We start from the raw sequence: 12,139 nt of genomic DNA on the forward strand, positions 1-12,139 counted from the left end.
CGAAAGACCTGACATGCCCCCTCTCGTGAAGACGATCGCGAAGCGTGTGCTCACGACGATCGTGCTGCTCTGGGGTGTCACCGTCGTCACGTTCATCCTGGTGAGCGTGGTGCCCGGCGACCCGGCGGCGGCGAACCTCTCGCAGCAGGCGTACGACGACCCGGCCATCCGGGAGGCGTTCCGCCAGAAGTGGGGTCTCGATCAGCCCCTGATCGTGCAGTACGGCCGCTACCTGTGGAACATCCTGCACGGCGACCTCGGCACGTCTCAGCAGACGCACCGTCCGGTCGTGCAGGACCTCGGCCAGTACATCCCCGCCACCATCGAGATCGCCGTTCCCGCGATGATCATCGCCATCGTGATCGCGGTCGGCCTGGGCATCCTCTCGGCGATGCGCAAGGGCAGCGCCACCGACAACGGCATCCGGGTGCTCTCGCTCACCGGCCTGTCGACGCCGCCGTTCTGGCTCGCGCTCGTCGCGCTCTACATCTTCTTCTACGTGCTCGGCTGGGTGCCCAACGGCGGTCGCCTCAGCAACAGCTTCGACCCGCCGCCCACGATCACCGGCATGTACACGGTCGACGCTCTGCTCTCCGGCCAGCTCGACGTGTTCTGGGATGCCGCGTGGCACCTCGTGCTGCCGGTGGCCATCCTGGCGTTCCTCACGATCTCGGGGCTGTTGCGCTTCGTCCGGTCGTCCATGCTCGAAGTCCTCGACTCGGACTACATCCGCGCCGCTGTCGCCAAGGGTCTGCCGCGTCGCACCATCACCTGGCGACACGTCTTCCGTGCCGGCCTGCTCCCGGTGCTCACCGTCTCGGGCCTCACGATGGCGTCGCTGCTGGGAGGCGCTGTGCTTGTCGAGCAGATCCTGAGCTGGCCCGGGCTCGGACAGTACGCCTACAAGAGCGCGCTCTCGCTCGACCTCCAGTCGATTCTCGGCGTGACCCTGTTCGTCGCGCTCGTCTACACCCTGATCAACCTGCTCGTCGATGTGCTGTACAGCGTCGTCGACCCCCGGATCGGATCGAAATGACCGCTATGCCACCTCCCGCCGAGACCCTCGTGCGTGCCGGCCGCCGTGCCGGTACCGATCGCCTGCTCCGGTCGCAGTTCAGCTCCGTCTGGCTCCGCCCGTGGACCGTCGTCTCGATGGCCGTCATCGCGATCTGGGCCCTGCTGGCGGTCTTCGCGCCCTGGATCGCGCCGTACGACCCGCTCAAGACCGTCGGCGCCAATCTGCAGCCACCGACCGGGGCCCACTGGTTCGGTACCGATGAGCTCGGGCGCGATGTGCTCAGCCGGGTGATCGTGGGCACCAGGCTCTCGCTGCCGCTCGCGGTCGTGATCGTCGCCCTCTCACTGCTGGTCGGGGGCATCATCGGCCTGCTCGCGGGATACCTCGGCCGCGCCGTCGACACGGTGGCGATGCGCCTGGCCGACCTGGTGCTGGCCTTCCCGCAGATCATCCTCGCGATGGCCGTCACGGCGGCCTTCGGGCCGAGCACCGGGAACGCGGTGCTCGCGCTGGTGATCGTGTCCTGGCCGCTGTACGCGCGCATCATCCGGAGCTCGGTGCTCAGCGTTCGCGAGCAGGAGTACGTGGTCTCCGGGCACCTGCTCGGTTCGGGCACGATCAAGTCGATCGTCAAGGACGTGATCCCGAACAGCGCCGGCCCGGCACTGGTGATGGCGACCATCGAGCTCGGCAACGCGATCCTGATGCTCGCGGCGCTCTCGTTCCTGGGCCTCGGCCCGCGCCCGCCGGCGGCGGAATGGGGCGCCATGATCGCGCTCGGCTCGCAGAACCTCTCGAACTGGTGGATCAGCCTGTTCCCCGGGCTCGCGATCCTCACCATCGTGCTCGCGTTCAACATGCTCGGCGACAGCGTCCAGGACTACCTGGATCCGCGCAACCGGACGGGGAGGCTGCGATGAGGCCGCTGATGACCATCGACGCGCTGAGGGTCTCGCTTCCGACGTCGTCGGGTTACGTCGACGTCGTGCGCGACGCCACCCTGACCATCGGCGAAGGCGAGATCGTCGGACTCGCGGGCGAGAGCGGTTCCGGAAAGACGATGACCTCCTCGGCCATCCTCGGCATCCTGCCCACGGGCGCGCGCACCTCCGGGGCGGTGACGTTCGAGGATCGCAACCTGCTGACGCTGGCGGAGCGCGACCTCGGTCATGTGCGCGGCAACCGCATCGCGATGGTCTTCCAGGATCCGACGGCGGCACTGCATCCACTGCTCACGATCGGCACCCAGATCACCGAGCACATGCGGTACCACCTGGGGATCAGTAAGAAGGAGGCCGTGGAGCGCGCCGTCGAGCTTCTCGACCAGGTGCGGATCGCCGAGCCGCGAAAGGCGCTGCGTTCGTACCCGCACCAGTTCTCCGGCGGCATGAGGCAGCGCGCCGCCATCGCCATCGCTCTGGCCTGCGAGCCCCGACTGCTGATCGCGGATGAGCCGACGACGGCACTCGACGTGACCGTTCAGGCCGGCATCCTGCAGCTGTTCGATCGGCTGCGCGACGAGACCGGGGTGTCCGTGCTGTTCATCACGCACGACCTGGGCGTGCTCTCGACGATCGCCGACCGCACCTATGTCTTCAAAGACGGGGCAGTGGTGGAATCGGGTGAGACGGAGGACGTGCTGCTGCGCCCGGAGCACGAATACACGAAGGCGTTGATAGCGTCGCGGGCACAGTCGCTCGCCCAGGAGCGAGAGGCCGAGGCGGCCGTGGAAGGGACCTACTGATGAACGTGCTCGAGATCGATGACGTGCACGTGACCCACCAGCGCCGCGGGCAGGAACCGGTGCGTGCGGTGCGCGGCGTCAGCCTCGCTGTCGCCCCCGGCCAGATCGTCGGACTGGTGGGGGAGTCGGGCTGCGGCAAATCGTCACTCGCTCGCGTGGCCGTCGGGTTGGCGGCGCCGACCAGCGGTGCCGTGCGGTTCGAGGGCCGGCCGCTCGCGGCCTCGCGGCTCCGAGCCCGCGCCAAGGACGCGCTCGGGCTGCAGATGATCTTCCAGAACCCGTATGCCTCCCTCAGCCCCCGCCGCACCATCGGCAGCCAGCTGCTCGACGGCGTGCGCACGTCGCTGTCCGGTCCGGAGCGTGCGGCAGAGGCGATCCGGTTGCTGCAACTGGTCGGGCTCGACCCCGACAGCCGCGGCCGCTACCCCAACCAGTTCTCGGGCGGCCAGCGCCAGCGTCTCGCGATCGCGCGGGCGCTCGGTGCCCGCCCGTCGCTGGTCATCGCCGATGAGCCGGTGACGGCGCTCGACGCCTTCTCGTCGGCCCAGATCGTGACACTCCTCACCGGGCTCGTACGCGAACTCGACATGGGGATGCTGTTCATCTCCCATGACCTCTCGCTGGTGCGCGCCATCGCCGATGAGACGGCGGTGATGTACGCCGGTGAGATCGTCGAACGCGGCCCGTCGGAGCGCGTCTGGAACGAGCCCACCCACGACTACACCAAGACGCTGATCGCCGCGATCCCGGTGATCGGCCCCAAGACCGTACGCCGGAAGGCCGCAGGCGCGACGTCGGCGGGCATCCAGGAAAGGAACACCCATGTCGGTTGACACCATCGTCGACGCCTCGACCGGAACGCTGCTGACCGGCGCCCGCCTGTTCGACGGCACGAGCGGCGAGCTCCTCACGGGACACGCGATCGAGATCGACCGGGAGGGGACGATCGTCGCTCTCGGTGAGGAGGCGGACGTCGTGCGCGCCGCAGCACCGGATGCCCGCCGCATCGATCTCGGAGGCCGGGTGCTCTCGCCCGGGCTGATCAACATGCACGTGCATTTCGGGCTGGCGCTCCCTGGCACGGCGGGCGACCTCGTCTCCGGCGGCTCCGACGGCGACCTGCTGCTGGTGATGGCCGACTCGGCCAGACGCACCCTGCTCGCCGGCGTGACGACGGTTCGACTCGTCGGAGAGAGCCGCTATCTCGACTTCGCGCTGCGCCGCGGCGTGCGCGCCGGAGCGGTCGACGGACCACGCATCTTCACCGCCGGCCACGCTCTGTGCTGCACGGGAGGCCACGGCTGGGAGTCCGATGCGCTGGAAGGCGATGGACCCGACGACTTCCGCAGGCTCACGCGGCTCCAGATCCGCGAGGGCGCCGACCTCATCAAGGTGTGCGTGTCCGGCGGCATCGCGGGAGAGCACGAGCAGATCGACACTCCGCAGCTGTTCGACGACGAGATGGCGGCGGTCATCCAGGTCGCCCACGACTGGGGCCGCAAGGTCACGGCGCACGTCGGCCCGTCGTCGACGCTCGACCGCGCCATCCGGCTCGGCCTCGACTGCGTCGAGCACGGCTACGAGCTGACCCGCGAGACGACCGACCTGATGGCCGAGCACGGCGTCTGGTACGTGCCGACGATCACGGTGAGCCGGTGCGCCGACTTCTTCGATGAGCAGGGCGTCCCCGCATGGATGAAGGAGCGGGCGCTGGGGGCAGGACCCCGGCACTGGGAGAGCCTGGAGAACGCCATCGCCAGCGGCGTCAAGATCGCCATGGGCACCGACATGCCTCCCGCCGCCGGCTTCGACGGAACCACGGCGACCGTTCGCGAGATGGAGTTCATGGTCGACGCCGGCATGTCGCCCCTCGATGTGATGCGCTCGGCGACGTCGCGTGCAGCCGAGCTGATCGGCGACGAGTCGTTCGGCACGATCAGGGTCGGCGCCCGCGCGGACTTCGTGGCGATGGCCGACGATCCGACCAGCGACGTCTCGGCGCTGCGTGGAATCGACTGGGTGATGAAAGACGGCCGCGTGTACCGGGACGACCAGGAGGCCACCCGATGAGCGCTGTGCGCGCCATCGCCGACCGCTATCTGGAGTCGCTCGCCCCGCATGAGCCGGCCGCCGCACAGGCGCTCGGCCGGCAGGCGGCGGACCGCCTGCCCGATTTCACGCCCGGATGGGCCGAAGCACGCCGGGCGCTGGACGAGTCGACCGCCGCAGAGCTCCGTGCCCTCGATCCGAGTGAGGTGAGCCCCGCGGATCGTGGCCTGCACGCCGCGATGATCGAACGCCTCGACAGCGAGGTGTCGCTGTTCGACACCGGGTTCACGCCGCGCCTCCTCGCCCCGTTGGCGACCCCGGTGCATTTCATCCGCGAGGCGTTCGACGACACGGTGGTGACCGCAGACGCCGCCGGTGATGCCGTTCTGGCTCGCCTGGCCGCAGTGCCCGCGACCCTCGCCGACCTGCGTCGACGGCTCGAATGGTCGCGCGACGAGGGCGCCCGCGGTCGGTTCAGCGGGGGCGGGGTCGCGGGTGCGACCCAGGTCGCTGTGGTCGCCGACCAGATCGCGTCGTGGATCGATCCCGACGGCATGGACTACTTCGGATCGCTGCGAACCGAGGGGCTCGATGCCACGCGCACCGCCCGGCTCGCTAGCCTCGCGGCCGAGGCGAGTGCGGCCTTCGCCGCCTTCGAAGAGTTCCTCAGATCCGACCTGTCCGCCGACGCGCCCGTGCAGGATGCGGTGGGCGAAGAGGTCTACCAGGCCACCTCGCGCGCCTTCCTCGGGAGCGACCTGGACCTCGACGAGATCTACGCCTACGGATGGAGCGAACTGGAGCGCCTCGTCGGCGAATCGCGCCGTATCGCCTCCGAGCTCACGCAGACCCCGGTGGACGCCGACGTCACCCGCCGCGCCGTTGCACTGCTGGAAGCGACCGGAGAGCAGGCGCTCTCCGGCCGCGACGAGATCTCGGCGTGGCTGCGCGATCGTGTCGACCAGACCATCGCGCAGCTCGACGGCGCGGCCTTCGACCTTCCGTCCGACATCGGCGAGGTGGAGTGCGTCGTCACCGAGGCGGCCTCCGGAGTCGTCTACTACCTGCCCGGCGCGCCCGACGGAAGCAGCCCGAGCAAGATCGTGTGGACCATCCCGCGGGGCAGGTCGTCGATCGCCACCTGGCACGAGGTCACCAGCGTGCACCACGAGGGCGTTCCCGGCCACCACCTGGAGCACGCCATCAACCGGGCGAACGCGTCACTGCACCCGTGGCAGCGCTACCTGTGCGAGGTGCACGGGTACGCCGAGGGCTGGGCGCACTACGCGGAGGGCCTCGCCGACGAGCTGGGCCTCATCCGGACGCCGGCCGAACGTCTCGGCATGGTGTTCGGCCAGATCTGGCGTTCGGTGCGCATCGTCGCCGATCTGGGGCTGCACACGAACCGACCGATCCCCGTGAACTCGCTCACCGACGCGACCACCTGGACCCCGGAGCTCGCCCGCACCTTCCTGCGCGACCTCGCGATGACGGATGACCACACGGCGATCTTCGAGGTCGACCGGTACTTCGGCTGGCCGGGCCAGGCGCTGGCGTTCAAGGTCGGCGCCAAGCTCTGGCGCGACGCCCGCGAGCAGTCCCGCGAGCGCCTCGGCGCCGACTTCGATCTCAAACGATTCCACAGCGACGCCCTGGGCGTCGGCCCGATGGGCCTCGGCCCGCTCCGCGCCACGCTCCTGGCCGACCGATGACCATGAAAGGCACCACTGTGCAGTACACCGATCCCGCGGATTCGTCCGTCGACGAACTCCACGGGTTCGTCGCCGACCTTTATGCCCAGCTCGCCGATCGCGGGGCGTTCGACGCTCGGCTCGACCCCGGCGTGACCGTGTGGGAGACCGCCGATCCGCGGCTGCTGCACGGCATCGCCGAGCTCGACGAGCTGCGTGGACCGGCGATCGCTCCGGAAGACCGCACCACGCCCCTCCCGCTCGTCGAGCCGACGGGTGTCGTCGCCGATCGCTGGGGCGACACGGGGGTGATCCGCTATCTGCTCGAAGTGCGGGCAATCGCGGGCGCGCCGGTCACCGAGCTGGTTCGTGTCACCGACGTCGTCCGCCGCGGCGACGACGGCTGGCGGATCGTTCACCACCACGCCACCGATATCAACCCGGCGGACGCGCCGGCCGGAGAGGACAACCGATGAACCGCGACAGTGTGGAGTGGCACGGCTACATCCCGGCCATCACGACCCCCTTCACGCGGGACGGCGAACTCGATTTCGACGCGTTCGAGCAGCAGCTCGGATGGCTCTCCGCCGAGCGGATGCACGGTGTCGTGCTCGCCGGGACCACCGGGGAATGGTTCAGTCTGAGCGAGGCGGAGCGCGCGGAGCTGTTCCGCCAGGGCGGTCGGATCGCCGGCTCGTCGATGTGGGTGCTGGGCGGCTGCAACGCCTTCACCGCCGCCGAGGCGATCCGTCATGCGCACGCGGCGGAGCGAGCCGGTCTCGACGGGATCCTCCTCACCCCTCCGCCGTACATCGTGCCGACGAGGCGCGAGATCGTCGCCTTCTATCAGGAGGTGTCCGATGCGACGGACATCCCGATCTGCATCTACAACTGGCCGCGCGGCTGCATCGTCGACCTCGACACCGAGCTGCTCACCGAGCTCGCCGAGATCGAGAACGTGGTCGCCATCAAGAACTCGACGGGTGACACCGCCGGCTTCCTCAACGGCCTCTACGCGCTGGCGGATCGCGTGCGCTACTTCGGCATCCCGACCAGCGAGCTCGGCGCGGATCTCGTCGGTCTCGGCCACGGCGACGGCTTGATGGGCTCCGGCGCCCCGCTCGGCTCCGATCATCCCGACTTCTGGCGGGCCCTGGCCGCCGGCGATCGTGACCGGGCGCTGACCCTCGGGGCGCGGGACCGCGTCGTGATGCAGCGCTGGTTCACCCAGGACTACGGGGCGCAGTTCGGAAACGCGCAGGCGATCATGAAGACCGCGCTGCGGCTGCGTGGCGTGCCCGCCGGTTACGTGCGGCGTCCCCTGCTCGAGCTCACGGACGACCAGGTTCAGATCGTGCGTTCGACGCTGGAAGGGCTCGGCGTCGACACCGTTCCACTCTCGTGAGCACAGTCGTCGACTCGGTCGTCGTCGGCGGTGGACTGCTCGGCTCTGCTCTGGCCTGGATGCTCGCTCGCGACGGAGCGGACGTGGTGCTGCTCGAACGCGATCAGCTCAACCAGCACGCGTCGGGGCAGAACGCGGGCAGCCTGCACTTCCAGCTCGAATACCGGATGGTCGAGCACGGTCTCGAGGCGGCACGGCAAGCCGCCGAGGCCATGCCGCTGCATCTCGACGCCGCCGATCACTGGGCTCGTCTCGGCGACGAGCTCGGGGAGTCGGTCGGGGTGGTTCAGAACGGCGGCCTGATGCTGGCCGAGAACGCGGAACAGGCCGCTGTTCTCGAACGGAAGGCCGAGCTCGAGCGGTCGTGGGGGCTCGACGTGACCCTCCTCGACGGCGACGAGGTTCGCTCCATCGCGCCGTACCTGTCGGAGTCCGTGGTGGCCGCCGCCTTCTGCCCGCTCGAGGGCAAGGCGGACACCCGCCGGGCTGGGCCGGCGCTGGCGCGCGGCGCGAAGCGGCTCGGAGCGAGCATCCTGACCCGCACGAAGGTCACAGCGATCGAACGCGACGGGCTCCTGTGGCGGGTCGAGACCTCGTCGGTCGACGCCGATGGGAGCAGCACGGCGCGCTCGTTCCACGCTCAGACCGTGATGCTCGCCGGCGGCGTGTGGACGTCGGAGCTCGGAGCGATGCTCGATGTGCACCTGTCGACGATCCCGTTGGCGCTCACGATGTCGGTCATCGCGAAGACGCCCTCGTTCATCCCGCACCTCGTTCAGCATGCGGGGACCCGGTTGTCGCTGAAACAGTCATCCGACGGAACCGTGCTCGTCGGGGGAGGATGGCCGGCGCGACTCGCCACCGATGCCGACGGGCGCCCCGATCTTTCGGCGCGACCCCACCTGATCCAGGAGTCCGTCGCCGGCAACGCGCTGGCCGCCATGCGCGTGGTGCCACGTCTGGCGTCACTTCCGGTGCTGCGCACCTGGGTCGGCACGACCACCGTCACGCCCGACCAGCTGCCGCTGGCCGGCGAGGTGCCCGGGCGGCCCGGTGTCTTCGTCGCGACGGGCGGCTCGGCCTTCACGCTGGGTCCGAGCTTCGCGCGCATCCTGACCGATCTGGCCCAGGGGCGCAGCACGGCGATCGAGATGGCTCCCTATCAGCCCCTGCGATTCGGAGGTCTCGCCCATGTCTGAGAGCAGGCGACTGCCCCGCGAACGCCAGCAGCCGGTCACCGTTGACGTCGACGGCATGCCGGTGGCGTGCTTTGCCGGCGAGACGATCGCCACCGTCCTCCTGGCCGACGGGGTGACCGCGTTCGCGACCCGCGGCGGCGAGCCGCGGCAGCCGCTCTGCAACATGGGCACCTGCTTCGACTGCTCGGTGGTCGTCGACGGCATCCCCCTCACCCGCGCCTGCCTCACCCCGGTGGCCGACGGGATGAGCATCCGCACCGGACAAGGAGACTGACATGCACGACCTCGCTGTGATCGGTGCGGGACCCGCGGGCATCGCGGCCGCCCTCGCCGCTGCGGAGCAGGGCATCCGAGTCGTGGTCATCGACGAGCAGCAGCGCCCGGGCGGCCAGATCTTCCGCCGGCCTCCCGTGGAGTTCGGCGGAAGACCGGCAGCGTCTCCCGCCGGCTACCCGTGGGCGGCCGATCTGCTCGCCGCCTCCGACGCCCATCCCGGTATCCAGTGGCTGTCAGGGGCGACAGCGTTCGGCGTCTTCCCCGAGACCTCGGGTGGCAGTACCGCGCTCAGCATCGGTATGGTCGGCCCGGACGGCTCGAAACGGATCCGCGCGCGCCGCCTGCTCATCGCGACCGGCGCATACGACCTCCCCGTCGCCTTCCCCGGCTGGACGCTGCCCGGAGTGATGATGGCCGGAGCCGTCCAGGGCTTCGCGAAGAGCCAGCGCCTGCTGGTCGCCGAGCGCCTGGTGCTGGCGGGGTCGCATCCGCTTCTGCTCGTGGTGGCGGAACAGCTCCGCGCGGCGGGGGCGGACATCGCCGAGATCGCCTTCGCACGCGGGCTGCCCGGGTTCGGCGAGGCCATCCGTGCGCTGCCCGCGGTGCCGGGGCACGTCGGACTCTTCGCCGAGACGGCGGCGTCGGTTGCGCGGCTGCTCCGGGCCGGAGTGCGCATCTCGACGCGCACCATCGTGACCGCGGCAGAGGGCGATGGGCACGTAGCGGCAGTGCGGCTCGCCTCGGTCGACCGTCAGTGGCGCCCGACCGGAGAGTCCCGAACGGTGCCGACGGATGCGCTGGTCGTCGGCTACGGGTTCCAGCCTTCGACCGAGCTCGCGAGGCAACTCGGTTGCGCACTGCGCTGGGACTCCGCGAAAGGCGGCTGGATCGTCGAGCACGACGAGGCGATGGCGACCTCGATCGCCGGCGTGTACGTCGCGGGCGAGCCGACCGGCGTCGCCGGGGCCGAACAGTCCAGGGCCGAGGGGCGACTCGCCGGGCTCGCGATCGCAGTCGACCTGGCGGCGGCGGACGGTCGCGCCGACGCCGGCTCGATGGCGCTAGGTCTGCGCGACGCCCGCCGGGGCATCCGGAACGCCCGCCGGTTCTCGCGCGTCGTCGAGACCATGTTCGAGCCGAATCGCGACGCCCTCCTCGCCCTGGCCACCCCGGCGACCACGGTCTGCCGCTGCGAGCTGGTCAGCCGGAGCACCATCGAAACGGTGCTCGACGAGAACCCGCACCTCGACACGGCCAGCGCCGTGAAACTCGAATGCCGCAGCGGCATGGGACCGTGCCAGGGCCGCTATTGCGAGACGGCGGTCGCCGCCATCGTCGGTGCCCGCAGCGGTCGCTCGATCGATCAGGTCGGCCACTTCTCCGCCCACGTGCCGGTCAAACCCGTGCCGCTGAGCGCGTTCTCCGCGCTGGGAGAGGAGGAGTCAGTGCAAAACTGATCTCGGACGAACACCCGATATCCATCGTCCCCACCCCCGAATCAGCCAGCAGTCGCGGTTCGCCGCGCGCGTGCGCTCCCGGGGTCACTTTTGTCCAACGCGGTCAGCGCATCGGCGCATCATCGCGCACTTCACAGCAGGAGGAACATTGCATTTCAAGGGAAGTAAGGTCAGGTACGCGGTCAGCGCGGTCGCTCTCGCGGGCGTCGCAGCTCTCGCGTTGTCTGCCTGCACCACGTCCGGTAGCTCGTCGACTCCGTCGGCGTCGAAGGGCGGCACGGTGTCGGTCGCGGTCGTCAACGATTTGACGTCGCTGAACCCATCGACGCCGCAGGGCAACGTGGACACCAACGGTCAGGTCGGTTACCTGGATGGCTCGTATGGTTCGGGTTTCCAGTACATCGATGACAACTTCAAGATCGTTCACGACAACACGTTCGGCAAGTTCGAGAAGACCTCGGATGACCCGCTGACGGTGAAGTACACGCTGAACAAGGCGGACAAGTGGTCCGACGGCCAGCCCATCACTGCTGATGACATGGTCCTCGGTTGGGCGATGCAGTCCGGGTATTACGACTCGGCGACGCTGGACCAGAACACGGGCAAGGTCCTGCAGGGGACCCAGTACTTCACGCCTGCTGCCGGTACGGCTGGCATCGACCAGACCGCGTACCCCGAGGTCAGCGAYGACAACCAGACGATCACCTTGAAGTACGCGAAGCCGTTCGTGGACTGGGAGCTGTTCAACCCGATCGCGCAGCCGGCGCACATCGTGGCGAAGAAGGCCGGCCTGTCGTCGGCTGCTGAYCTGACGAAGCTGCTGAAGGGTCTGCCGAAGGGTGACAAGGCTGCTCCGGCCGCCCCGGACGCGACGCTGAAGAAGGCTGCTGACTTCGTCAACACCGGCTACGACATCACCGCGTACCCGACCGAYAAGGAYCTSGTGGTTTCYTCCGGCGCGTTCTACGTGTCGGCGTGGACGCCGGGTCAGTCGATCACGATGTCGMAGAACAAGTACTACAACGGYGGCATGAAGCCGAATGTGGACAAGATCGTGTTCCGGATCATCCCGGACGCGAACGCTCAGGTCACCGCTYTGCAGAACGGTGAGGTCGACATCATCAACCCGCAGGCGTCGGCTGACACGTTGACGGCTCTGAAGCAGACCAGCGCGAAGGTGCTGACCGGCGACCAGGTGTCCTACGACCACCTCGACCTGAACTTCGGTTCGAAGGTGTTCGCCGACGCGAAGGTCCGTGAGGCGTTCCTGAAGACGATCCCGCGTCAGCAGATCCTCGAC

12 protein-coding genes are annotated in these 12,139 nt (G+C 69.2%); all 12 read left to right on the top strand.

What is annotated here, in order from left to right; genetic code table 11:
• Nucleotides 1–13 precede the first annotated feature (13 nt).
• Nucleotides 14–1,036, top strand: a complete 1,023-nt coding sequence (locus tag AC1DB1_RS05570) for an ABC transporter permease (protein ID WP_271177475.1) — start codon at nt 14–16, stop codon at nt 1,034–1,036.
• The gene (locus tag AC1DB1_RS05575) at nt 1,033–1,938 is read left to right on the top strand and encodes an ABC transporter permease (RefSeq protein WP_271177474.1); all 906 of its coding nucleotides are present in this window, start codon (nt 1,033–1,035) and stop codon (nt 1,936–1,938) included. Before AC1DB1_RS05570 ends, AC1DB1_RS05575 begins: the two co-directional genes overlap by 4 nt.
• Before the next feature lie 8 nt (nt 1,939–1,946).
• Nucleotides 1,947–2,762 carry an ABC transporter ATP-binding protein gene (locus AC1DB1_RS05580; RefSeq protein ID WP_477200053.1) on the top strand — a complete coding sequence of 272 codons (816 nt, stop codon included), beginning with the start codon at nt 1,947–1,949 and terminating at the stop codon, nt 2,760–2,762.
• The gene (locus AC1DB1_RS05585; protein ID WP_477200054.1) at nt 2,762–3,595 is read left to right on the top strand and encodes an ABC transporter ATP-binding protein; all 834 of its coding nucleotides are present in this window, start codon (nt 2,762–2,764) and stop codon (nt 3,593–3,595) included. Before AC1DB1_RS05580 ends, AC1DB1_RS05585 begins: the two co-directional genes overlap by 1 nt.
• Nucleotides 3,585–4,832: an amidohydrolase family protein gene (locus AC1DB1_RS05590; protein ID WP_271177471.1), complete on the top strand. Its 1,248-nt coding sequence runs from the start codon at nt 3,585–3,587 to the stop codon at nt 4,830–4,832. The genes AC1DB1_RS05585 and AC1DB1_RS05590 overlap by 11 nt, the downstream gene beginning before the upstream one ends.
• Nucleotides 4,829–6,523 (top strand): DUF885 domain-containing protein, encoded by a 1,695-nt coding sequence (locus tag AC1DB1_RS05595; protein WP_477200055.1) that lies wholly within the window; start codon nt 4,829–4,831, stop codon nt 6,521–6,523. Before AC1DB1_RS05590 ends, AC1DB1_RS05595 begins: the two co-directional genes overlap by 4 nt.
• A 2-nt stretch (nt 6,524–6,525) precedes the next feature.
• Entirely contained in the window at nt 6,526–6,978 is a 453-nt protein-coding gene (locus AC1DB1_RS05600) for a nuclear transport factor 2 family protein (RefSeq protein ID WP_477200056.1), read from the top strand.
• The gene (locus AC1DB1_RS05605; RefSeq protein ID WP_271177468.1) at nt 6,975–7,907 is read left to right on the top strand and encodes a dihydrodipicolinate synthase family protein; all 933 of its coding nucleotides are present in this window, start codon (nt 6,975–6,977) and stop codon (nt 7,905–7,907) included. Before AC1DB1_RS05600 ends, AC1DB1_RS05605 begins: the two co-directional genes overlap by 4 nt.
• Nucleotides 7,904–9,106 (top strand): NAD(P)/FAD-dependent oxidoreductase, encoded by a 1,203-nt coding sequence (locus AC1DB1_RS05610; protein ID WP_271177467.1) that lies wholly within the window; start codon nt 7,904–7,906, stop codon nt 9,104–9,106. Before AC1DB1_RS05605 ends, AC1DB1_RS05610 begins: the two co-directional genes overlap by 4 nt.
• A complete protein-coding gene (locus AC1DB1_RS05615; protein ID WP_271177466.1) occupies nt 9,099–9,380 on the top strand; it encodes a (2Fe-2S)-binding protein in 282 nt (93 codons plus the stop codon). The genes AC1DB1_RS05610 and AC1DB1_RS05615 overlap by 8 nt, the downstream gene beginning before the upstream one ends.
• Nucleotide 9,381: 1 nt before the next feature.
• The gene (locus AC1DB1_RS05620) at nt 9,382–10,839 is read left to right on the top strand and encodes an FAD-dependent oxidoreductase (protein WP_477200057.1); all 1,458 of its coding nucleotides are present in this window, start codon (nt 9,382–9,384) and stop codon (nt 10,837–10,839) included.
• A gap of 148 nt (nt 10,840–10,987) precedes the next feature.
• On the top strand, nt 10,988–12,139 hold a 1,152-nt coding region (locus tag AC1DB1_RS05625), incomplete at its 3' end, for an ABC transporter substrate-binding protein (protein ID WP_477200058.1).

The sequence above is a fragment of the Leifsonia sp. 10N434 genome (assembly GCF_056394405.1).

Bases quoted from the DNA above. Each gene is read 5' to 3' on its own strand.
- AC1DB1_RS05615 (WP_271177466.1), top strand. From the start codon at position 9,099: ATGTCTGAGAGCAGGCGACTGCCCCGCGAACGCCAGCAGCCGGTCACC.
- AC1DB1_RS05590 (WP_271177471.1), top strand. From the start codon at position 3,585: ATGTCGGTTGACACCATCGTCGACGCCTCGACCGGAACGCTGCTGACC.
- AC1DB1_RS05570 (WP_271177475.1), top strand. From the start codon at position 14: ATGCCCCCTCTCGTGAAGACGATCGCGAAGCGTGTGCTCACGACGATC.
- AC1DB1_RS05605 (WP_271177468.1), top strand. From the start codon at position 6,975: ATGAACCGCGACAGTGTGGAGTGGCACGGCTACATCCCGGCCATCACG.
- AC1DB1_RS05575 (WP_271177474.1), top strand. From the start codon at position 1,033: ATGACCGCTATGCCACCTCCCGCCGAGACCCTCGTGCGTGCCGGCCGC.
- AC1DB1_RS05585 (WP_477200054.1), top strand. From the start codon at position 2,762: ATGAACGTGCTCGAGATCGATGACGTGCACGTGACCCACCAGCGCCGC.
- AC1DB1_RS05580 (WP_477200053.1), top strand. From the start codon at position 1,947: ATGACCATCGACGCGCTGAGGGTCTCGCTTCCGACGTCGTCGGGTTAC.
- AC1DB1_RS05600 (WP_477200056.1), top strand. From the start codon at position 6,526: ATGAAAGGCACCACTGTGCAGTACACCGATCCCGCGGATTCGTCCGTC.
- AC1DB1_RS05620 (WP_477200057.1), top strand. From the start codon at position 9,382: ATGCACGACCTCGCTGTGATCGGTGCGGGACCCGCGGGCATCGCGGCC.
- AC1DB1_RS05595 (WP_477200055.1), top strand. From the start codon at position 4,829: ATGAGCGCTGTGCGCGCCATCGCCGACCGCTATCTGGAGTCGCTCGCC.